The following is a 21578-nucleotide window of genomic DNA, read 5'->3' as shown; positions in this document are numbered from 1 at the left end:
CGGCTGCCCCAGGGGAAGGCCCTAGCGTCGCGGGCATGGACGAGTACACGACGGGTCAGGTGGCCCGCGCCACGGGGCTGAGCGAGAAGGCCGTCCGGATGTACGTGGACCGCGGGCTCCTCGACGCACGCCGCACCTCCGGGGACGGTCCGCGGCTGCTCGACGGCGGCCAGGTGGAGCGCGCCCGCCTCGTCCGGCTCCTGCGGGGCGTCGGCCTGTCGCTCGCCGAGGTGGGCGACGTGCTCGCCGCGCCCGACCCGGTCCCCGCGTTCGACGCCGTGTGGAGCGCCCGCCGCTCGGCGCTCGCGGCTTCGCTGGCCGCGGGGGAGTACGTGCGGTCCGCGCTGGTCGGGGAGCCGCACCTGGACGTCCTCGTGCGGCGGCGGCACGTGCCCGAGCGCCTCGTGCTCGGGACCGAGCGCCGCGCGACGCTCGCCGAGCTGCCGGCCGTGCTGCCCGAGGCGACCGGAGCGGTCTTCGCCGTGCTGCGCGCGGCCGACGTCCCCCTCGCCGGCCACCCCTACGTCGAGCTGCACGAGCGCGCGACCGAGGGGTACGCCGCCCGCCTCACGCTGCGGGTGCCGGTCCCCGTGGCCGTGCGACCGCCGTCGGGCTTCGCCCTCACGACGGACGCCGCGCACGAGGAGGCGTACGTCGCGCTGACGGCCGCGGAGGCCTGCGACCAGGAGCGCCTGGTCCTCGTGCACGACTACCTGGCGTCCGGGCGGGCGCTCGCGGGCGGGGTGCCCGCGGGGGACGACCGGGAGGTCTACCTGCCGACCTGGGAGGCGGGCGGTCCCGGCCCGGTGATGGAGGTCGCCGTGCCGGTCGCGCGACGCCGACCCGGGGCGTAGCGCCGCTCCGACCGCCCGACGGCCTCCCCCCGGGCCGCGGCGAGGATCCCTGCCTCCTGCGCGACCGCGACGGCCTCGCGTCGGCTCGACACCCCGAGCTTGCGGTACAGCGTGCGGATCTGGGTGCGGATGGTGTTCACCGACACGTTGAACCGCGCCGCCGTCTGCGCGGCCGTGTAGCCCTCGCTGAGCGACCGCAGCACCTTCCGCTCGCGGGGGGAGAGCCGGCTCGCGAGCGTGACCGGGGGAGTGTTGCGCGCCTCGACGGCGCCCCGGGGCAGCACGTCCGCGGTGTCCACCAGCTCGGCGAGCGCGCGTCGCTCCTCCGGCTCGAGCGCGAGGAACGGTGCGGCGTGCTCGGGTGACGACCGCAGCCGCAGGGCCTTCTGGAACCAGCTCCGCGCGCGGTCCTCGCGCCCGGCGCGCAGGTGGGCGACGGCGAGGACGACGTGCAGGTCGAGCGCGTCGGCCGGTGACAGCGACGTCTGGTGGATGGCGGACGACGCGACCCCGATGGCCTCGTAGTGCTCGCCCACCGACAGGTGGGCCCAGGCGTGGTGGTTCGCCAACCACTCGGTCGTGTCGTCTTCCGACCCGTGCGCCAGGTGCAGCACGCGGCCCGCGCCGCCGGCGCGCAGGAGCAGCTTCGCCTCGGCCCGCAGGAGCAGCCGCCCGACGAACGACCCCGGGTCGGGCTCGACCATGCCGTGCACGAGGCGCACCTGGTCCAGCTCACGCAGGCCGTGGAGAGGATCGCCGTAGAAGGCCGCGTGGCTGGCACGCGCGGACGCCAGGAACGCCCAGAGCTCACCGACGGTCGGCGAGGTCGGGTCGGTGGCCCGCAGGATCCTCTGCGCCGTCGCCGCGTCGCCCTCGTGGATCGCGAGGTGTGCCCGCGCGAGCGCCTCGCCGTGCACGTGCGCCGCCGCGATCCACGAGGGGAACGGTGCGGCGTCGCGGACCACGGCGAGCTGCTCGCGCGCGAGGTCGTGGTGCCCCCGGTAGGCGGACAGGAGCGCCAGGTTCGACGCCGCGCTCACCCGCGCGAAGTGGCCGTGGGGCTCGTCGCCCGCCTCGTCGGCCGCGCGACGCAGGTGCTGGATCGCCGGGTCGGTCGCGCCGGACAGCATCGCGGTGATCCCGCGCTGCGCGCTCAGCCAGCCCGGCCGCGCGTCCGGGCGCCCCGCTGTCCAGGGCAGCGGGCCTCCCGCCATGAGGAGCGTCGTGCGCTGCTCGACCCACGTGCCGATCCGCGTCGAGGCGTCGTGGTCGCGGCGGTGCCGCAGGCCCACGACGGCCGCGGTGCCGGCCGAGAGGACGTCGTGCAGGCGGGTGAACCCGTTGAGCCGCCTGCTGTGGCGGAGTCCGGCCCGGGAGTAGTGCCGCAGCAGGCGCGACATGCTGCGCTCGTCGTCGCGCTGGTGGTCGCGGCGTCTCTGGGCGAGGAGCACGAGGTGCGAGAGGCGCGGGCGGCGGTCGAGCACCTCGGGAGGGACGCGTGCGAGCGCTGTCAGGAGCTCGCGCGCGAAGCGGTCGGGGAGCTCGTACCAGAGCACGTCGAACGCGGTCTCCACGCCGTCGAGGTCGCCCGCGTCGAGCGCCCGGAGGATCTCCTCGCTGCTCCACGGGACATCTCTGGCGCCTGTCATAGCCGTGATCCTGACGGACGTGCCGGGTTCTGCAAGCGCGTCTCGCGGCGCCGGGTGAATTCCTTCACGGAACTGGTGATGGGATGGGTGATTTCCCAGGTCACGCTCGTCATGGGCCTCGGTGGCACGGGTCCTATGGGGTGACGACCGTGCACGCGAGGGGCGCGTGCGCACGACGAAGGGGACCCCATGCAAGGTTTCGAGCGAGATGCCGCGGCCGCGGCGGGCGGGCGTCGGCCCGGCGAGCACGCGGCACCCCGCGGCGCCCGGCACGCGCGCAGCAGGACGCGGCCCACCGGGGGACGTGCACGTCGCCTGATCGGCGCCGTCACCGCCGTCGTGATGGCCGGGACCGGTCTCACCGCTGCGGCGCTGCCCGCGACGGCCGCGACCGTGTACGAGCTCGAGGGGTCCTGGGCCGACTCCACGCCCGCGACGCTCGAGACCGGTGACGCGGTGTCGGCGGAGTGGTGGTTCAACCTCAACGACGACGCAGCGGCCCCCGGCAACGAGCCGGTGGAGAACGTCACGGTGACGGTCACCGCCCAGGGCGCGGTGTTCGACACGCTCCCGCCCGCGTGCCTCGTGGACGGCGTGGACCCGGCGTCGAGCGTCTCCGAGGACGGCTCGACGCTCGTCTGCAACGTGGGCACGCAGGACCAGGGCACCGCGTTCTCGCTGACCACGCCGATGCGCGTGACGGCCGTCACCGGCGAGACCGTCGGGGCGGGCGCGGCGATCGCGGACCAGCAGACCACGCTGCCCGAGCTCCCCGTGCAGAACGGCTTCGTGCAGGACATCCACTGGGTGGAGAGCGTCTCCGGGAGCACGCGCAACGACGCCTCTCGCGACTTCCTGTTCAACTGGACGCTGTTCCACGGGACGAACAGCCCCGCCGGGCCCGACCCCGTCACCTACGACCTCACGGTCTCCAACAGCCTGGGCGCGGCCACGCAGGTCGGGCCGCAGGCGTGCTCGGCGTTCACGAGCGGGACGGCTACCGGCCACCCGTGGTCGGGCGGGACTCACGACGCGAGCCAGGTGGCGCCGTCCGTCGGGTCCTGCACGCTCACGCGCAACAGCTCGACGTCGTACACCCTGACACTGTCGGGTATCGACTACAGCCACGCGCAGGCGCCGACGACGGACTCCGCCGGGAACCCGCTGCCGACGGACCGTGTCGCGGTCGCGTCCGGGCAGATCCAGCTGCGGGTCGTCACGACGGCGGGCGCGGGGCAGGTCTCGGTCACGTCGAGCGCGCCGACCTACACCGCGGTCGACGGGCAGACGGCGAACGACGACCCTGCGAACAACACCACGGCGAAGAACTGGACGACGGGGGTCTGGTCGCACGCGTGGCAGCCCTCCTACACGGGGTCGAGCGCGACCGTGTGGACCGACACGTACCGGGTCGCCCCCGAGTCAGAGCTCGGCTCGGCGGTCCGCGTGCTCTACCCGAACGTCCAGAACCAGAACTCCACCCAGGGCGGTCTGTGCCAGGTGCTGGACACGCGGTACGTGGAGTTCACCGGTGCCCTCACGCGCTTCGACGACGGGACGACCGGTGAGCCTGCCGGTCTGCCCGTGGCGTACTACGTCGGCACCTCGGCGCTGGTGGACCCGGCGAGCGGGTCCTACGACCCGAACGCGTTCACGTGCGACGGGACGACCGGGTGGACCACGACCCGCCCTGCGGACCTGTCGACCGTCAAGGCGGTCCGGGCCACGTACTCGATGACGGCCGCTCGATGGCAGCGCACTCTCGTCCTGCAGGTGACGCAGCAGCTCCTGCCCAGCGCCGAGGTCGGCCAGGACGTGTGGACCTGGGGCTCGTACATCAACCCCTCGTCCGCCACGAACGCCTGGGTGAACCCGGCCCGTTCGACCTCACCGTCCGACGCCGGGCCGTCCGCGACGCTGACCCCGGACGCGCGCTACCCGTACGCGGTGGGCGGTCGTGACGTCGTGCGGATCGTCGGCGTCACGCCGGACGTGGCGAAGTCGGTCCTGCCGACGACCGTCGACCCGGGCGGACAGGCGACCTACACCCTGAGCTACGCCGCGAACGGGACGGGCGCGGTCGCGCCCACCGTGGACGACTACCAGCTCGTGGACACGCTGCCGCTCGGCACGACGTACGTCCCGGGCTCGTCGAGCCCGGAACCGGTCGCCACGACGAACGGCTCCGGTCAGCAGGTCCTCACGTGGACCCTCGACGGGGTGCCCACGAACACTCCGCAGTCGCTGTCCTACCAGGTGACGTACCCCGACGACGTCGCCGGTGGTGAGCGGCTGGTCAACACCGTCACCGCCTCGGCCGAGGGCGTGCAGTCGGACTCCGCGACCGCGACGGTCGTGGTCAACGAGTCCGGGCTGACCAGGATCATCAAGACGGCGGACCAGGCGTTCATCCCCAACCTCGCCGGCGACGGCGCGGGCGCGGGCTCGTGGACCGTGCTGGTGCGCTCGGAGGATCCCCTCCCGCAGGAGTTCGTCGACGTGATCGACATCCTCCCGTACGTGGGTGACGGCCGGGGGACCGCGTTCTCCGGCTCGTACCTGCTCGACGGCCCGGTGACCTCCTCGGTCGGGGGGACCGTGTACTACACGACCGCCGACCCGGCGACGCTCACCGACGACCCGGCCGACGCCACGAACGGCTCGGCGGGCAGCACCACCGGCAACACCGTGGGGTGGAGCACCACGTACACCCCCGACGCCACCGCGGTGCGCGTCATCACCGGCGCCCTCGCGGCGCGGGGCGAGCTGACGCTCGACGTCCCGGTCGTGACCGACGGCATGGTCGGTGGCGACGTCCTCGTGAACCGCGCGCAGGGCCGTGCGGAGAACACGCGCCTCGTCATGCGGACGTCGGCGTCGACCTCCATCGCGAACTACTACTCGGCGTCGCTGAAGAAGTACGTGCAGGACGCGGACGGCGAGTGGCGCGACGCGAACGACCCGCTGGACTACCCGCGGTTCCGCGTCGGTGACACGGTCCGCTACCGGATCGTCGTGGAGAACACGGGCCAGGGGATGCTGACGAACGTCGCGGTCTCCGACGACCTGCAGCCGGAGCTGGGGTCGTTCACGATCGAGTCCCTCGCCCCCGGCGCGACCGAGAGCCACGAGTTCGAGATCGAGCTCACCGAGCCCGTCGCCGACTCCGTCGTCAACACGGCGTGCGCGGACGCGGACGTGCCCGCGGACTCGGGCGTCGAGCCCACGATCAACTGCGACCCGGCCGGGTTCGTCGTCGTCGGCACTCCGACGCACACCAAGGAGGTCGTCTCGGCCACCCCGGTCGGCGACGGCCGGTGGGAGGTCGTGTACGAGGTCGTCGTGTCGAACACGCAGACCCCGTCGACCACCTACTCCCTGACGGACGCGCTGCACCTCACCGACCAGGCGACCATCGTCTCCGCGACGGTGACGCAGGCGCCCGACGGCGTCGTCCTCGCCGACCCGGCGTGGGACGGCCAGGGCAACACCCTGGTCGCGGCAGACGTACCGCTGGCCGGGAACGACGACGAGGGCTACGCCCCGCACGTCTACCGCGTCACCGTCCTCGCCGACGTGCCGCTGCAGCTCGACGGTGCCGGCTCCGGCGCCGACGCCCCGACCGCCTGCCCCGCCGACGGGTCGGACGCGGACCAGGGGTTCAACAACACCTCCGGGCTGACCGGCCCCGAGGGCGAGACGGAGGAGGACCAGGCGTGCGCGCCGATCCCGTCGATCGACATCGCGAAGACGGTCTCCGCGGGCCCGACGCCGAACGGTGACGGGACGTGGACGGTGACGTACGACGTCGTCGCGACGAACGCGGGCTCTGCCGACGGCACCTACGAGGTGACGGACCGGATGACGGCCGACGGTGACCTCGAGGTCCGCTCGGGCGCCGTCGTCACCGCCCCGGACGGTGTGACGCCGAACGCGGCGTGGACGGGCCTGGGTGCCGAGGGCGCCCCGGAGAACGTCATCGCCTCCGGCGTCGTCCTGCCCGCGGGCGGGACGCACACCTACCAGGTCGAGGTCGTGCTGGGGATCGTCGAGGGCGTCGAGGGTGCGCCGGTGATCACGCCGTGCTCGGCCGAGCCCGGCGCCTCTCCGGGCGGCCTGTCGAACGCGGCGACGGTCGAGCACAACGACCTGACCGACGACGCGACGGCGTGCGTGGCGATCGCGTACATCGTCGTCGACAAGTCGATCAGCGCGGGCCCGACGCCGAACGGCGACGGCACGTGGACGATCGTCTACGACCTCGTGGCCGAGAACGTCGGCGGCGAGTCGGGCGAGTACGACGTGTTCGACCGCCTGCACCACGGCGACGGCATCGAGATCGTCGACGCCGCGGTCACCACGGCCCCGGACGGGGTCGGGACGAACGCGGGGTGGACCGGCCTGGGCGCGGAGGACGCCGCACCGGAGAACCTCGTGGCGTCCGGCGTCGAGCTCGCCGCGGGTGCGTCGCACACCTACCAGGTCGAGGTCACGGTCCAGATGGACGAGGCCACGATCGACCCGGCGGACCTGCAGTGCCCGCCGCCCGGCTCGGGTGCGAACGGTGGCCTGGCGAACTCGGCGAGCCTGGACCACAACGGGATCGTGGCCGAGGACGGCGTGTGCGCGTCGCTGCCGCTGATCGGCATCGAGAAGTCGATCTCGGCGGGTCCGACGCCGAACGGCGACGGGACCTGGACGATCACCTACGACCTGGTCGCCGCCAACACCGGGCAGGCCGCCGGTGACTACGACGTGGTCGACCGGCTGCTGTACGGCGAGGGCGTCGTCGTGGAGTCGGCCGCCATCACCTCGGCACCCGACGGTGTCGAGCCCGAGACAGGCTGGACCGGTCAAGGAGCGGCCGGTTCGGCCGACAACCTGGTCGCGGCGGGCGTCACGCTGGACGCGGGCGCGTCGCACACGTACCAGGTGCAGGTCGTCGTCTCGCTCGACCGGGAGGTCGTGACTCCGGAGGCGCTGCAGTGCCCGGAGCCCGGCTCGGGCGAGAACGGCGGGCTGGCGAACGCCACCGGGCTCACGCACAACGGTGAGACCCGGGGCGACGACGTGTGCGCCACCCTGCCGCTGATCGACGTCACCAAGACGGTCTCCGCGGGACCGACGCCGAACGGTGACGGGACGTGGACGGTGACCTACGACGTCGTCGCGACGAACTCCGGCGCGGCCGACGGCATCTACGACGTCACCGACCGCATGACGGCCGACGGCGACATCACGGTCGTCTCCGGCGCGGTCGTCTCGGTGCCCGAGGGCGTGAGCCCGTCCGCGACCTGGACGGGCCTGGGCGCCGAGGGCGCGCCGGAGAACGTCATCGCCACCGGGGTGAACCTGCCCGCCGGCGCGTCCCACACGTACCAGGTGCAGGTCGTCATCGCGCTGGCCGAGGGCACGGAGGGCGCTCCCGCGGTCACCGACTGCGCCGCCCCCGGCACGGGGGGGGACGGCGGCCTGTCGAACTCCGCCGGGATCGACCACAACGGCATCCCGGACTCGGACGAGGCGTGCGTGACGATCTCGGCGATCACGGTCGACAAGACCGTGTCGGCCGGTCCCACGCCGAACGGGGACGGCACGTGGACGATCGTCTACGACATCGTGGCCGAGAACGTCGGTGGCGCGGCGGGCGAGTACGACGTGTTCGACCGCCTGCACCACGGGGACGGCATCGAGATCCTCGACGCCGCGGTCACCACGGCTCCCGACGGGGTCGAGACGAACGCGGACTGGACCGGCCGGGGCGCCGAGACGTCCGACCCGGAGAACCTCGTCGCGTCCGGCGTCGAGCTGGGCGCGGGGGCGACGCACACCTACCAGGTCGAGGTCACCGTCCAGATGGACGAGGCCACGATCGACCCGGTGAACCTGCAGTGCCCGCCGCCGGGCTCGGGTGCGAACGGTGGCCTGGCGAACTCGACCGGCCTGGACCACAACGGGGTCGTCGTCGAGGACGAGGCGTGCGCGTCGCTGCCGCTGATCGAGTTCGAGAAGTCGATCTCGGCGGGCCCGACGGGCAACGGTGACGGGACGTGGACGATCACCTACGACCTGGTCGCCACCAACACCGGCGAGGCCGCGGGCGACTACGACCTCGTGGACCAGCTGCTCTACGGCGAGGGGATCGTCGTCGGGTCGGCGACGGTCGCCACGGCGCCCGAGGGCGTCGAGCCGAACGCGGGCTGGACCGGTCGGGGGGAGACGGGCTCGGACGAGAACGTCGTCGCCGCGGGCGTCACGCTCGAGGCCGGTGCCACGCACACCTACCAGGTGCAGGTCGTCGTCTCGCTCGACGCCGCGACGGTCACGCCCGGCACGCTCGCGTGCCCCGAGCCCGGCTCCGGGGACACCGGCGGTCTGGCGAACGCCGGCGCGCTGACGCACAACGGCGAGACGCAGGACGACGACGTGTGCGCGACCCTGCCGCTGATCGACATCACCAAGTCCCTCTCGGGTGCGGTGACGCCGGTCGAGGGCGAGGACGGCGTGTACGACGTGGTCTACGAGGTCACGGTGACCAACCGGGGTCCCGGAGCCGGCACGTACGACCTCGACGACGCGCTCGCGCCGGGCGAGGGCGTGACGGTCGTGGGCGTCCAGGGCGTCGTCACCGACGCGCCCGGATCGGTCGGTGTCAACGAGGCTTTCGACGGCCTCGACGACACCCGGATCGTCACGGGTCAGGACATCACCGGTGCCACCACAGCCCCCGTGGTGCACACCTACACCGTCACCGTGCGGTACGCCGCCGACCTGACGGACGTCACGATCCCGGACACCGACGTGTGCTCCACGGAGGAGGGCACCGTGCCGGGCGGTCTGAACAACGTCGCGACGGTGGGCTGGAACGGGAACGAGGGCAGCGACGACGAGTGCGTGCGTCCGGGCAAGCCCACCCTCGACAAGGCGCTGGTCTCCGCGCGACCGGCCGGCGACGGCACGTGGGAGGTCGTCTACGACCTCACCGTCGGCAACGTCGGCGGGGAGGTCACGACCTACGACCTGGACGACGAGCTGCTCTTCGCCCCGGTCATCACCGTCGACTCGGTCGCGGTGACCGGTCCGGACGGCGTCACCCTGAACGACGGGTTCGACGGGGACGCCGACCGGCGGATCGCGACCGACGTCGTGATCGGCGGCCTGGACGACGAGGGGTACGCCCCGCACGTCTACCGCGTCACCGTGGTCGCCTCCGTGCCGCTGCACTTCACGGACGTGGAGGACGACGGCACGGGCTCGCCCGCGTGCACCGCGGCTCCCGGGGGGAACCTCACCGAGCAGGGGCTGAACAACGCGGCGACGCTCACGGACGAGACCGGCGGGACGCAGACCGACACCGACTGCGCCCCCGTGCCCTCCATCGACATCACCAAGACGATGGACGGCACGCCGGTCGCGGGTGCCGACGGATCGTGGACGGTGGCCTACACCGTCACCGCCACGAACGACGGCGCCGCCGCCGGGGTCTACGACCTCACCGACCGCCTGCGCTACGGCGCCGGCATCGAGGTCCGGACCGCGACGGTCACCGCGGCGCCCGACGGCGTCACGCCGTCGGGCTCGTGGACGGGCCAGGGCGCGGAAGGCGACCCGGCCAACGTCGTGGCGACCGGCGTGAGCCTCGCCGCGGGGGCGGTCCACACCTACCGGGTGGAGGTCGTCGCGACCCTCGACACGGAGCAGGCGGACGACACGACGTTCACCTGCCCCGAGCCGGGCTCCGACGGCAGCGGCGGGTTCGCGAACACCGCCGGGATCGGGCACAACGGGCTGACCGACGCCGCCCAGGCGTGCGCGACGCCTGACCGACCCGGCGACCCGGGCACGCCGGGCAAGCCCGGGAGCCCGCTGGCCACGACCGGCGCGACGCTGGCGTGGGTCGCCGGCGGGGCGGCGCTCCTGCTGCTCCTCGGCCTCCTGGCCCTGGCCGCGGCCCGGCGTCGGCACGCCGTCGACTGACGGCGCGACGAGGAAGGCCCTGCCCACGACCGTCCCCACCGGTCGTGGGCAGGGCTGTTCGTCGGCCGTCTCTCAGCGCTGCGCGCGGGCGGCGGCCCGACGGCGCAGGACGCGCGCCGTCGTGACGAGCGCGAGGCCGGCGACGAGGAGCGTCCAGGCCGCGACGACGTGGAACGCGGTCGCGACGCCGGTGACGGCGAGGACGGGGGCGGTCTGGGCGAGGGTCGAGTTGTACATGGCTGCTGTCCTTCCGGGACGGGTGAGGGCATGCCGAGGACGTCCCGGTCGCGTGCGCGGCGGGGCGGGTCGGCGGGGGGTGAGGGTCAGGCGGTGGCGGCGACGTGGTTCCACGTCGTCTGGCGCCGCGTGACGAACAGCGCTGCGGCGTGCAGTAACGCGCGCTGCAGGGCGAGGTCGTAGAGGAGCTCCGGCAGCACGAGCGCGGCCAGCAGCCGGGCGCGGCGCCCGGCGCCCCAGACGGTGACGAGGCGCTCCGCGGCGAAGACCAGCCCGACGGCCGCCCACAGCGGGGACAGCGTGAAGGTCCCCGCCACGAGGGTGACGACCGTGAGGAGCAGGTAGGCCGCCATCATGAGCGTGCCGACGGCGAGCATCACCTGCTGGCCGACGTAGCGCCACGTGGTGCGCGTGAGCCCGTACTCGGCGAGGTTGTCGAGCATCCCCTTGTACCAGCGGACGCGCTGCCGGTGGAGGTCGCCGGCCGTCGGCATGAGCTCGGTCGTGCAGCTCATGGTGACGGGCGAGCGCAGCTCGTGGCCGAGCGTGCGCAGCGCGAGCGTGAGCTCGGAGTCCTCGGTGATGGCGTGCCGGTCGTACACGTCGCCGCGCTCGCCGGGGAGGATCGAGCCGCGGGCGTCGGCCACCTCCTGGAGCGCGGTGCGGCGCACGAGCGCTGCGGTCCCCGTGAGCACGGCCGTGCGGCCCGTGAGGTCCACCTGCACGCCGTAGCGCGAGTACTCGTTGGCCTGGCAGTGCTGCAGGTAGCCCTGCGGCGGCCGCCCGCGGAACACGCCGCCGACCGCGGCGACCTCGGGCTCCGAGGCGAGCACGGCGAGCCCTTCCTCGACGAAGGTGGGGGCGATCGTGGTGTCCGCGTCGAGGACCATGACGACGTCCTCCGTCGTGGTCGCGATCGCCTGGTTGAGCGCGCCCGCCTTGCGGGCCGTGTTGCCCACGGTCTCCATGACGTCCGCGCCGGCGGCGCGGGCGACCGCGACGGTCGCGTCCGTGCTGTTGTCCGAGACGACGAGCACCCGGTCGGGGCGGCGCGTCTGGGCCGCGAGCGAGGCGACGGTGGCGGGGAGCGCCTGCTCCTCGTCGTGGGCGGGGATGACGACGACGACGCGCACGGCGGGCCCGTCCGCGGGACGGGCGGCCGCCTCGGTGCCGTGGCGGGGGGTGTGCGGGGCAGTGGTGTTCACCGGAGGCTCCAGTCGACGAGTGCTGTCGACAAGGAGCCTCCGGCGGCCGCCTCAGCGTTCCCCCGGTGGAGGCGCAGCGGTCGGCGAGGTCTGGCTCAGCGTTCCGGAAGTCCGATCGAGCGTTCAACCAGAGGCTTTCCTGAGGGTTCGCGCCGTCCTCGCGGCGCGGACGCGGTCAGACGTCGGCGGCCGCGAGCGCGCCGTCCACCCCCACGACCCCGAGCTCGAGCCGCGCGATCCCGTCCACCGGCACCGCCGACGACGCGCCCAGGCCGGACGAGCTCCCCGCCTCCGTCGAGGACCACGTCGCCACGACCGAGCGGGTGCCGTCGTCGTCCACGAGCACGAGCTCGTACGTCGCGCCGTCCTCCCACACCCCGGCCGGGTACGAGCACGACCAGTCGAGGCGCGTGCCCCACGACGCCGGGGTGAGCGTGAGCTCGGCGCGCACGTCCGCGCCCCCGACCGGCTCGAGCGCGACCTGGGTCGTGGCGGACGTCGCGGGGGGGCCGGCGTCGTCCGACCGCGTCACCGCCACCCCGCCCGCCGCGCCCGCGACGACCAGGCCGACCGCCGCCACGGACAGGAGCGACCGCCGTCGGGTGCGGCGCCGCCGGGCGCTCGCGGCGACCACCGCGAGCGGCACGACGGCGCCCCCCGCCCCGCCGGACGCCTCGGCCGGGACGTCGGAGCGCGCGTCGTCCACGAGCGCGTCCGCGTGCTCGGCCGTGAGCATCCCGAGGATGCCCGGCATGCCCGCGAGCTCCGCGACGGCCTCGCGGCACGCCGCGCACGTCGCGAGGTGCTGCTCGAACGCGCGCCGGTCGTGCGGGCTGAGCGCGCCCAGCACGTAGGCGGCGTCCCACTCGCGGTACGGGTCCGGGGTGGCGGTCATGACGAGACTCCCTTCTCCTGCAGCGCGAGCCTCAGCGCGCGGAGCGCGTAGTGCATGCGGGACTTCACCGTCCCGGGCGGGACGCCGTGCGCCGACGCCATCTCGGCCACGGACCGCCCGTGGTAGTACGCGTCGACGACGACCGCCCGGTGCTCGGGCGAGAGCGACACGAGCGCGTCCGCGACGAGCCACGCGTCGAGCACGGCCTGGGTCGCATCCGCCTCGCCGCGGTCGGGCACGTCGGCGCTCGCGAGCTCGCGGCGGTGGTGGGCGCTGCGCAGCTCGTCGACGACGAGGTTGCGCGCCACCGTGAAGAGCCACGCGCGCACCGACCCCTCCGGACGCTCCAGCACCTCGGGGTGGCGCCACGCGCGCAGCAGCGTCTCCTGCACCACGTCCTGCGCCTGCGCCGGGTCGTCGGTGAGGCGCGCGACGTAGCGCTCCAGCGCCGGCCCGTGCGCGGCGTGGACCGCCCGCAGCAGGTCGTCGGCGTCGGCGCGCACGCGCGGCACCTCCCCGTCGGTCACGACCCGGCCGACCGCACGAGGTCAAGGCCGAACTCGACGCTGCCCGCGTCGTCGACCGTGACGAACCCGAGGTTCGGCGCCTCCACGTCGAAGTCGGAGAACGTGATCGGCACGCTCCCGACGACCTGGACGCCGTCGGCGGTCGGGCCGACCTGCGCCTCGACCGTGACGGCCTGCGTCACGCCGTGGATCGTCAGGTCGCCCGCGAGCTCGACGTCGGCCGAGCCGGTCGGCAGGTCCACGGGGCTGGTCAGCTCGAACGTCGCGGTCGGGTACGTCCCGACCTCGAGCGCGTCGCCCCGGAAGTACGCGTCGCGCGGCGGCTCGTCCGTCGCGACGCTCGCCATGTCGACCTCGATCGTCGCCGCGGTGAGCGCGCCGTCCGCGACGGTGAACGTCCCCGTGACCTCCTCGGTCCGGCCGGTCACCGTGACGTCCTCGCCCTGCAGCACCTCGTGCACGCGGTACCCCGCGTACGAGCCGTCCCCGACCGTCCACGCACCGGCCAGGTCGGCCGGGTCGAGCGCGGCGCCGTCGCCCGACGACGCGTCGAGCGTCGGCTCCTCGGCCGCCGCGCGGTTGGACCAGTCCGCGTACAGGCCCGGGCCGAACGCGACGGCCGCACCGCCGAGCACCACGACACCGACCCCGACCCCCACGAGCACCTTCGTCCTCCTGCGCACGTCTGCCCCTTCCGATCATCCTCTGCGACTCCGTCACCTGGGAGACGAGGCCGCGGCCCGATCGGTTCACCCGGGTCCGTCGACGGGCGGCCGGGGATCGTCCCCGGGAGACGGACGGGGCCGTCGGACGGGCGTGCGGCGTGCGGGCCGACGCGCGGGTGCGGGCCCGGTGAACCTCGCGGCGCGCCGCGCCGTCGTGAGAGTAGGGGCCGTGCTCGCGACCCCGACCGTCCTTCCGAGGAGTCGACATGCGACGCACCCTGACCACCGGCGTCCCGGCCGCCACCACCTGGGCCGTCACCGCCCTGCTCGCCGCCACCCTCGCCGGGTGCTCCGGCGGGGGAGGCGGCCTGTACGGGGGCGGTGGCTCCAGCCCGTCGGGAGAGACGTCCGACGGCTCGACCTCCGACGGCTCGACCTCCGACGGCTCGGCGGGCGTCGCGCTCGGCACGGCGGACTCGTCGCTCGGGACCATCGTGGTCGACGGCCAGGGCATGACCGTCTACTACTACGACAAGGACACGAAGGGCGCGGGCTCGAGCGCGTGCGAGGGCGAGTGCGCCGCCGCGTGGCCCGCCGTCCACGCGGCGAGCGCGGACCCCGAGGTCGACGGCGTGACGGGCGAGGTCGGCACCATCACCGGGGTCGACGGCGAGCTCCAGGTCACCGTCGACGGCCGCCCGGTCTACACGTACGCGGCCGACACCGGCCCCGGCGACGTCACGGGCCAGGGGGTGAACGGCGTCTGGCACGTCGTGGCGCCGGACGGCACCGAGATCATGGACGCGGCCCCCGCCGCCGGGTCGGGCTACTGACCGGCGCGCGGGCCGACCTCGCGCGGGCTGGTCCCGCGGGGTCGGCCGCGTGCGTGCCCGCCTCACGCGGGTGGGTCACGGGTGGTCGAGCGGCGGCGAGCTCAGGCAGAACGGGTGGCCCTCCGGGTCCGCGTAGACGCGGAACAGGTCGTCGGGGTGGCCCTCGTCCTCCGGGGTGCCCGTGAGCGGTCGCGCGCCGCACGCGAGCGCGTGCTCGTGCGCCGCGTCGAGGTCGGGGACGTCCAGGTCGACGTGCACGCGCGCCCCGCCGGGCCAGGGCGGCACCTCGGCGTCGGACTGCTGGAACGCGAGGCGCGACGCGCCGCCCGGGACCTGGAGCGAGAGCCAGTCGTCGCCCGCCGGGTCCACGGTCTCGTGGCCGGGCGTGTACGCCCAGCCGGTCAGGCGCCGGTAGAACTCTGCGAGCGCGCGCGGGTCGCGCGCGTCGACGGTGACGTTGCGGAGCCGCAGCGGGCGCGGGTCTCCCACGGCTCAGCCGACCTGCTCGCGCAACCACGCGACGTCGGCCGGGACGTCGGCGTGCGTCTCGCAGACGACCGACGTGCCCGCCGCGCGCACGACCCCGAGCAGGAGCTCCGGGTCGATCGTCCCGGCCGTGAGGCCGGCGTGGCGGTCGGCGCCGGAACCTGCGGTGTCGCGGCTGTTGTTGAGGTGCACGAGGTCGACGCGGCCGGTGATCGCGCGCACGTCGTCGACCGCGGTCGTGAGGTCGATGCCGCCCGCCCACGCGTGGCACGTGTCGAGGCAGAACCCGACGTTCTCGGCGCCGTCGGCCTGCTGCACGGCCGCCCACAGGCCCTCGATGCGGTCGAGTCGGCGCGCCATCGAGAAGTCGCCCCCGGCGGTGTTCTCGATGTACACGGTCACGTCCGTCTGGAGCGCGTCGATCGCCTTGCGCCAGTTGTCGAAGCCCTTCGCCGGGTCCTCCTTCGCGGTGACGTGCCCGCCGTGGACCACGACGCCCGTCGCGCCGACCGCCGCCGCGCCGTCCACGATCTGCTGGAGGAGCTTGCGGCTCGGGATGCGGATGCGGTTGTTGGGGCTCGCGACGTTGATGACGTACGGCGCGTGCACGACGAGCTCGAGGTCCGCCGCCGCGGCGGCGTCCTTCAGGGCCTCTGCGCCGCCCGGGAACGTGAACTCCGGTCCCTTCCAGGACTGGGGGTCGCCGAGGAAGATCTGGGCGACGTCCGCGCCGATGCTCGCTGCCTGCGCGACGACGTCCGACTGGTCGAGGTGGGCTCCGATCCGCATGGGGACCAACCTACGCGGCACCGCCCACGCGCGCGGCCGCTCGTCACCAGCCGGTCGAGCTCTTCCGGATGACGTCGCGGCGCAGGTCGAGCAGCGCCGCGCGGGCGCGCCGACGGCGGTCGGTCGGGTCGACCGTGAGCTCGTCGCCGGGGTTCGCCCGACGGCGCGGCTCGCCGTGGACGTTGAGGTCGGGTGCGGCGCCGTGGTCGGCCGCGCGGTGCACCGCCGTGGTCGGGCCGGCCGACGTCGGGGCGGGCGGGGCGGAGAAGAGCGGGCGGTTGTCCGGCACGGGAGCCTCCTCGGGGACTCCGTCGCGCGGGGCGGCGGAGGGTCGGGACGATGCTGGTGCGCCGGGCTCGCCGCCCGGCGCCCCCTCATCGTGCGACCGCGACGTTTCCCCCGGTCGTCCTGAACGTTTCGGCCATGTTGCGCCCCTACCCCGGCGCCGAGCACGGGGTTCCCGACCGCCGGAGCCCGATTCCGGTCGCCGACCCCGTGCTCGACGGCAGCGGGGGGTCAGGTCAGGAAGGGCCGCGGGCTCCGCACGTGGCGATCGTCTGCGGGCCTTCCTCGCCGTCGATGACCACCGAGGCCTCCCAGCGCCAGGCCTGCGGCAGCAGGTCGACCGTCCCCGCCGGGACGTGGACGGTGTCGAGACCGGAACCGGGCGGTGTGGGGCCGACTGCCTCCCACGACACCCCGCCGTCCGGCGTCGGCTCCACGTGGAAGGGCGAGCGGAGCTCCGCGAGCTCGTCGCCCTGCCACGTCTCGAGGCGCAGGACGAGCGCGGAGTCCAGCGGGGCCGCGAGCGTCGGGCCCGGGAGGTCCAGGCCGAACCTCGCGTCGAACCCGGCGTCCGTGCCGGTCGCAGGCGGCAGAGGCGTCGTACGGGTCACTCCCCAGCGCGTCAGGGTGCCTGCCGTCGACCAGCTCGACACCTGGACGTCGTCGACGAGCAGCGGCGCGGGGGCGGTCGTGGGCGGCGTGCACGACGACGTCCACACGTCCCCGCTGGTGGACGTGGCGGGGCCGAGCATGAAGACGGCGCTGCCCACCGCCGCGAGCGTCGCCGCGCCGGTCACGACGCGCGACGGCGTCGGGCCGCCCACGCCGGTGCCCGGGCCGAGGAACGGGACGGGCGACCGGACGCGCTGGAGCACGACGGTGCTGCACAGCGAGTCGGCGAACGTGCGGCGCTGCGCGTTCCACAGGGGCCGGAGGAAACCGATGTAGAGCAGCGCGTCGAGGATGTGCGCTACGTCCCGCAGGACCGTGCGCACGAGACCCGCGGGGCGACCCGTGGCGTCGTGCACGACGACGATCCCCACCGTCCGCTTGCCGGGCGTCGCGCCCGTCCAGGCCTGGAGGGCGAGGAGCGCGGCCGTGGTCCCGAGGGCCCACCACGTCCCGCCGGGCGCCGGTGTCTCCGTGCTCGTGCTGAAGCTGATCGTCGGGACCCAGACGACCTCGTAGGCCGGCCCCACGGCGAGGAACAGCACCGTCGCGGCGATCGCGGTGTCGAGCAGCGACGCGACGACCCGGCGCGACCAGCTCGCGTAGGGGCCGGGCGCGGGTCCGAGCTCCGGGAGCGCGTCGTCGAGGTTCCCGGCTCCGACGGATTCCGTCGGCCCCCTGCCGGTCGGGGCATCGATGGCCACGCGCGCATCCTGGCACGCCCTGCTCCCGCTGAACACACCCTCTCGCCGAGCACGCGGAGCAGCCTCGTGCTCGGCCGTCGTCTCAGCGGAAGGAGTGCCGCCGGCCCAGGGCGACGGTCGCGAGCACCGGGACCATGAGCGCGAGGGAGACCCACGGGAGGCCGCCCGGGCCCGCGACGGCGAGCGCCGCACCGCCGACGGCCCCGCCGAGCGCGACGGACGTGTTCCACACGGTGACGAGCGCGGACTGCGCGACGTCGGCGCCGTCGCCCGCGGCCCGGGCGGCGGCGGTCGTGTAGAGCGTCCCGGCGCCACCGAACGCGGCACCCCAGGCGGCGGCGGCGAGCACGACGACGACGGTCGACGTCGGGGCGAGGCCGAGCACGAGCATCGCGAGGGCGAAGACGACGACCGACCCGAGGGTGAGGGCGCGCAGACGGTGGTCGATGAGCGCCCCGACGAGCACGAGCGCCCCGGCGGACGCGGCGCCGAGGACGAGGAGCAGCGCGCTGGTGCGCGAGCCCTGGCCGAGGTGCGCGAGGTGGACCGCGACGTACGTGTAGAGCGACGTGTTGGCGAGCACGTTGAGCCCGGTGACGAGCAGCACGGGCCGCAGCCCGGGACGGGGGAGGACGGCGCGGATCGCGAGCTGTGCGCCGCGCGGGGTGCCCGCCGCGCCCGGGACGCCGAGCCGGATCCAGGCGAGCAGCGCGACCCCGACGACGGAGAGGACGCCGAACGTCCAGCGCCACCCGACGGCGGCGCCCAGCACGGCCCCGGCAGGGACGCCGAGCGTGAGGGCGAGCGGGCCGCCGGCCATGGCGATCGTCATCGCGCGGCCGACGCGGTCCGCCGGCACGATCCGGCGCACGTACCCGGGCAGGAGCGCCCACGTCAGGCCGGCGACGAGCCCTGCGGCGAAGCGCGCGACGAGCGTCAGCGCGAACGACGACGACACCGCGGTCACGGTGTTCGCGACGACGAACCCCGCGACGGTCACGAGGAGCAGCGTGCGGCGGTCCCACCGTGCGGTGGCACGCGTGAGCGGGATCGCGGCGACGATCGCCCCGACGGCGAACGCGGTGACGGTCTGCCCGGCCGCTCCGGCCCCGACGCCGAGGTCGGCGGCCATGGCGGGCAGCACGCCCGCGGGGAGGATCTCGGTGAGCAGCGTGAGGAACCCTGACGCCGCGAGCGCGAGGAGCGCGCCGACGGGCAGGACGCCGGGGCCGGGGGTCGCCGGGGTCGTCGGGGGCGCCGGAGTGCCGGCCGAGGTCGGGCCCGGGACGGCGGCGGCCGTGGGGCCGGTGGTGGGTGTGCTCGTCGTGGACATGGGGTTAGCATCGATGTCTGACATTGATGTGAAGGTCAAGCGACACGACCCGGTGAGGTGGATCACGTGCGGATCGGCGAGCTGTCCCGGCGCACCGGGACCCCGACGCGACTCCTGCGGTACTACGAGGAGCAGGGCCTGTTCACGCCCCAGCGGGCCGAGAACGGCTACCGCGAGTACGGCGAGCACCTCGTCGACCGCGTGCTCCAGATCCGCGGGCTCCTCGAGGTGGGCTTCACGACGAAGATCATCAAGGAGTTCCTGCCCTGCCTCGGCAACGCGCCGGAGATCCACCTGCACAACGCCTACCCGGACAAGATCGCGCTCCTCGAGACCGAGCTCGCGCGCCTGGAGGACCGCATCCGCATCCTCGAGAAGAACCGCGAGGCGATCGCCGACTACCTCGACCGCATCCGCCCGTACGCGCAGCGGCCGGAGGACCGCATCGCCGGGAGCGTCCCGTCGAGCACGAGGTCGCTGTCGCCGTCCGCCGGATAGCGACGACAACCTCGTGCTCGGCGGGAGGTGGGCCCGGGCTGTCGCCGTCAGTCACTCGGGGCGCGGCGCGTACATGATGACGGCGACGCCGGCGAGGCAGAGCAGCGCGCCGGCCACGTCCCAGCGGTCCGGGCGGAAGCCGTCCACGACCATGCCCCACGCGAGCGAGCCGGCGACGAACACGCCGCCGTACGCGGCGAGGATGCGCCCGAAATTCGCGTCCGGCTGGAGCGTCGCGACGACACCGTAGAGCCCGAGCGCGACGACCCCCGCCCCGATCCACAGCCAGCCCCGGTGCTCGCGCAGCCCCTGCCACACGAGCCACGCCCCGCCGATCTCGAGCAGGGCAGCGAGCACGAACAGCGGGATCGAGCGCGCGAGGTCCATGCGCGCCAGCGTAGGGGCGTGCTGCTCAGCGGGCGGTGCTTTCCGCGCGGTCCGCGGCGATCGCGCGGACGGGTCGGCACGGGTTCCCCACCGCGACGACGCCCGCGGGGATGTCCCGCGTGACGACGGACCCGGCCCCGATGATGCTGTCGTCGCCGATCGTCACGCCGGGCGTGATGGTGACCGAGCCGCCGATCCACACGTTGCTGCCGATCGTGACGGGCTCGGGGCGCTCCCAGCCCTCGCGGCGGCGGACGACGTCCTCGGCGTGGTTCGGCGTGTAGATCGAGCAGCGCGGCCCGATGAGGCAGTCCGGGCCGATCGTGACGAGGCCGCCGCCGATGACCATGAAGTCGGCGTTGATGAAGGTCCGCGCGCCGATCAGGAGGCGGTCGCCGTAGTCGATCGTCAGCGGCGGGCGGAAGTCGATCCCGTCCTCGGCGCCGGGGACGAGGCGGTGGAAGAGGCGGCGCGCCTCGTCGACGTCCTCGTCGTACACGCGCCCGATCCGGGCGCACGTCGCGTGCGCGTCGCGGGTCAGCTCCTGCAGCGCGGGCGACGTGCGGTAGCGCAGCCACCCGCCGGAGAGCAGGCTGCGCAGGTCCTCGTCCGTGGCGGCCAGCTCGGCCATCCTCGTCGTCGGCTCGGTCGTGCTGCTCATCGGACTCCCTCGTCGTAAATTAGTATTTCCGTTAAACATATAGATCCCCGTGACGCGACGCAAGACCCCTCGCGCACAACGTCTGAGCCGCCGCCGGGGTGACTCGGGCGCCCGGTCAGGACGTGCGGTCGAGCACCCGGCGCAGGCGCGCCTTCTTCTCGTTCTCGCGCACGACCCACGCCACGTCCGGGTCCGACGACCCGCGCAGCGCCGCGAACCGCGGCACACCGGCGGCCGGGTCGCCGACGACGGCGACGCTCCAGCAGTACCCGAGGGCCTGGCGCAGCGCGCGCACGTCGGGGTCGCGGCGCGCGTCTGCGGGGAGGGCGCCGATCGAGGCGGTCGCGGCCGCGCACGCGTCCAGGGCGGCGGTCGCGGTCGCGGGGTCCCGGAGGAGACGCGGTTCGCAGATCCCGGCGACGGCGGCGCGGCGGACCAGCGGGTCGGGGTCGGCGACCCACGCCGCGACGAGCGCGCGCAGGGTGGCGGGCTCGGCGTCCCCGATGCGCTGGAGCGCCATCGCGGCGGCCTCGCGGACGCGCCAGGACCCGTCCGACGCGCGGGCGCGCAGCCGGTCGGTCGGCTCGGCGCGCGCGTCGGCGGGGGCCTCGACGACGAGCCGGCCCAGCCCGCACGTCCCGCAGCACCGGAGGTACTCGTCGGGGTCGTCGGCCAGGTCGCGCACGAGGTCGGCGGGCGCGACGTCGGCGAACGCGCCCAGGAGCTCGAGGTTCGCCCGGGGCCCGGGCAGCCCCGACCCCGCGGTGAGGTGCGCGCGCACCGCGGCCGGGTCGCCGTCGAGCGCACGCAGCGCGGCCCGGTGCTCCTCTCGCACGGTCATGACGACCACGCTAGGACGCGGCGCCCCCGTCCGACAGGGTCTTTCGGCCAGGGCTGCCGGAACGGCCGCACGGAGCCGAGCTC

At 74.6% G+C, this 21578-nt stretch carries 18 protein-coding genes; 4 read left to right on the top strand and 14 right to left on the bottom strand.

All coding sequences use genetic code 11. The features are described 5' to 3' along the window. The first annotated feature begins 35 nt into the window (after nt 1-35). Complete coding sequence (locus AC3WT4_RS06725) at nt 36-854, top strand: MerR family transcriptional regulator (RefSeq protein ID WP_492315051.1); 819 nt, start codon at nt 36-38, stop codon at nt 852-854. Here AC3WT4_RS06725 and AC3WT4_RS06720 read toward each other — a convergent pair. After that, a complete protein-coding gene (locus AC3WT4_RS06720; protein WP_492315050.1) occupies nt 770-2503 on the bottom strand; it encodes a helix-turn-helix transcriptional regulator in 1734 nt (577 codons plus the stop codon). The genes AC3WT4_RS06725 and AC3WT4_RS06720 overlap by 85 nt on opposite strands. 189 nt (nt 2504-2692) lie before the next feature. Here AC3WT4_RS06720 and AC3WT4_RS06715 point away from each other — a divergent pair, with 189 nt between their 5' ends. Then, entirely contained in the window at nt 2693-10480 is a 7788-nt protein-coding gene (locus AC3WT4_RS06715) for a DUF7507 domain-containing protein (protein WP_492315049.1), read from the top strand. Nucleotides 10481-10552: 72 nt separating this feature from the next. On the opposite strand, the gene AC3WT4_RS06710 is transcribed toward AC3WT4_RS06715, so the two are convergent. The 5 genes from AC3WT4_RS06710 to AC3WT4_RS06690 form a co-directional block, all read right to left on the bottom strand. Next, nucleotides 10553-10717: a hypothetical protein gene (locus AC3WT4_RS06710; RefSeq protein WP_158097153.1), complete on the bottom strand. Its 165-nt coding sequence runs from the start codon at nt 10715-10717 to the stop codon at nt 10553-10555. Between the two features lie 86 nt (nt 10718-10803). Continuing rightward, nucleotides 10804-11922, bottom strand: a complete 1119-nt coding sequence (locus AC3WT4_RS06705) for a glycosyltransferase family 2 protein (RefSeq protein WP_492315048.1) — start codon at nt 11920-11922, stop codon at nt 10804-10806. A gap of 175 nt (nt 11923-12097) precedes the next feature. Beyond that, entirely contained in the window at nt 12098-12817 is a 720-nt protein-coding gene (locus AC3WT4_RS06700; protein ID WP_492315047.1) for an anti-sigma factor family protein, read from the bottom strand. Next, nucleotides 12814-13320 carry a sigma-70 family RNA polymerase sigma factor gene (locus AC3WT4_RS06695; RefSeq protein ID WP_269467723.1) on the bottom strand — a complete coding sequence of 169 codons (507 nt, stop codon included), beginning with the start codon at nt 13318-13320 and terminating at the stop codon, nt 12814-12816. The genes AC3WT4_RS06700 and AC3WT4_RS06695 overlap by 4 nt, the downstream gene beginning before the upstream one ends. Before the next feature lie 20 nt (nt 13321-13340). After that, nucleotides 13341-14027: a YceI family protein gene (locus tag AC3WT4_RS06690; protein WP_492315046.1), complete on the bottom strand. Its 687-nt coding sequence runs from the start codon at nt 14025-14027 to the stop codon at nt 13341-13343. A gap of 248 nt (nt 14028-14275) precedes the next feature. Here AC3WT4_RS06690 and AC3WT4_RS06685 point away from each other — a divergent pair, with 248 nt between their 5' ends. Then, complete coding sequence (locus AC3WT4_RS06685; protein ID WP_492315045.1) at nt 14276-14842, top strand: COG4315 family predicted lipoprotein; 567 nt, start codon at nt 14276-14278, stop codon at nt 14840-14842. Nucleotides 14843-14917: 75 nt separating this feature from the next. Here the strand turns inward: AC3WT4_RS06685 and AC3WT4_RS06680 are convergent, their stop codons facing one another. From AC3WT4_RS06680 to AC3WT4_RS06660, 5 genes are all read right to left on the bottom strand, one after another. Beyond that, nucleotides 14918-15331 (bottom strand): VOC family protein, encoded by a 414-nt coding sequence (locus AC3WT4_RS06680; protein ID WP_492315044.1) that lies wholly within the window; start codon nt 15329-15331, stop codon nt 14918-14920. 3 nt (nt 15332-15334) lie between these two features. Then, nucleotides 15335-16117, bottom strand: a complete 783-nt coding sequence (locus tag AC3WT4_RS06675; protein ID WP_257416561.1) for a deoxyribonuclease IV — start codon at nt 16115-16117, stop codon at nt 15335-15337. Nucleotides 16118-16160: 43 nt separating this feature from the next. Continuing rightward, nucleotides 16161-16406, bottom strand: coding sequence for a hypothetical protein (locus tag AC3WT4_RS06670; RefSeq protein ID WP_108050762.1), 246 nt, complete (start codon nt 16404-16406; stop codon nt 16161-16163). A gap of 232 nt (nt 16407-16638) precedes the next feature. After that, nucleotides 16639-17775: an RDD family protein gene (locus AC3WT4_RS06665; RefSeq protein WP_492315043.1), complete on the bottom strand. Its 1137-nt coding sequence runs from the start codon at nt 17773-17775 to the stop codon at nt 16639-16641. 82 nt (nt 17776-17857) lie between these two features. Further along, nucleotides 17858-19108: an MFS transporter gene (locus tag AC3WT4_RS06660; protein ID WP_492315042.1), complete on the bottom strand. Its 1251-nt coding sequence runs from the start codon at nt 19106-19108 to the stop codon at nt 17858-17860. A 66-nt stretch (nt 19109-19174) separates the two neighbouring features. Between AC3WT4_RS06660 and AC3WT4_RS06655 the strand changes: the two genes are divergently transcribed. Next, the gene (locus AC3WT4_RS06655) at nt 19175-19606 is read left to right on the top strand and encodes a MerR family transcriptional regulator (RefSeq protein WP_108050768.1); all 432 of its coding nucleotides are present in this window, start codon (nt 19175-19177) and stop codon (nt 19604-19606) included. A 51-nt stretch (nt 19607-19657) separates the two neighbouring features. Here the strand turns inward: AC3WT4_RS06655 and AC3WT4_RS06650 are convergent, their stop codons facing one another. From AC3WT4_RS06650 to AC3WT4_RS06640, 3 genes are all read right to left on the bottom strand, one after another. Further along, nucleotides 19658-19993 carry a YnfA family protein gene (locus tag AC3WT4_RS06650; RefSeq protein WP_171467221.1) on the bottom strand — a complete coding sequence of 112 codons (336 nt, stop codon included), beginning with the start codon at nt 19991-19993 and terminating at the stop codon, nt 19658-19660. Between the two features lie 25 nt (nt 19994-20018). Further along, nucleotides 20019-20654 (bottom strand): sugar O-acetyltransferase, encoded by a 636-nt coding sequence (locus AC3WT4_RS06645; RefSeq protein WP_074804557.1) that lies wholly within the window; start codon nt 20652-20654, stop codon nt 20019-20021. A gap of 115 nt (nt 20655-20769) precedes the next feature. Further along, nucleotides 20770-21495, bottom strand: coding sequence for a HEAT repeat domain-containing protein (locus AC3WT4_RS06640; RefSeq protein WP_492315041.1), 726 nt, complete (start codon nt 21493-21495; stop codon nt 20770-20772). Between the last annotated feature and the right edge of the window lie 83 nt (nt 21496-21578).

This window comes from Cellulosimicrobium sp. EB106-03-01-XG111, assembly GCF_058792115.1.
This window is presented reverse-complemented; position numbering and strand designations above follow the sequence as displayed.

What these genes read in the sequence shown, in the direction of transcription:
- AC3WT4_RS06675 (WP_257416561.1), bottom strand. Translation starts at nt 16,117, where the DNA reads ATGCGGATCGGAGCCCACCTCGACCAGTCGGACGTCGTCGCGCAGGCA.
- AC3WT4_RS06725 (WP_492315051.1), top strand. Translation starts at nt 36, where the DNA reads ATGGACGAGTACACGACGGGTCAGGTGGCCCGCGCCACGGGGCTGAGC.
- AC3WT4_RS06640 (WP_492315041.1), bottom strand. Translation starts at nt 21,495, where the DNA reads ATGACCGTGCGAGAGGAGCACCGGGCCGCGCTGCGTGCGCTCGACGGC.
- AC3WT4_RS06660 (WP_492315042.1), bottom strand. Translation starts at nt 19,108, where the DNA reads ATGTCCACGACGAGCACACCCACCACCGGCCCCACGGCCGCCGCCGTC.
- AC3WT4_RS06700 (WP_492315047.1), bottom strand. Translation starts at nt 12,817, where the DNA reads ATGACCGCCACCCCGGACCCGTACCGCGAGTGGGACGCCGCCTACGTG.
- AC3WT4_RS06715 (WP_492315049.1), top strand. Translation starts at nt 2,693, where the DNA reads ATGCAAGGTTTCGAGCGAGATGCCGCGGCCGCGGCGGGCGGGCGTCGG.
- AC3WT4_RS06650 (WP_171467221.1), bottom strand. Translation starts at nt 19,993, where the DNA reads ATGGACCTCGCGCGCTCGATCCCGCTGTTCGTGCTCGCTGCCCTGCTC.
- AC3WT4_RS06720 (WP_492315050.1), bottom strand. Translation starts at nt 2,503, where the DNA reads ATGACAGGCGCCAGAGATGTCCCGTGGAGCAGCGAGGAGATCCTCCGG.
- AC3WT4_RS06645 (WP_074804557.1), bottom strand. Translation starts at nt 20,654, where the DNA reads ATGAGCAGCACGACCGAGCCGACGACGAGGATGGCCGAGCTGGCCGCC.
- AC3WT4_RS06710 (WP_158097153.1), bottom strand. Translation starts at nt 10,717, where the DNA reads ATGTACAACTCGACCCTCGCCCAGACCGCCCCCGTCCTCGCCGTCACC.
- AC3WT4_RS06685 (WP_492315045.1), top strand. Translation starts at nt 14,276, where the DNA reads ATGCGACGCACCCTGACCACCGGCGTCCCGGCCGCCACCACCTGGGCC.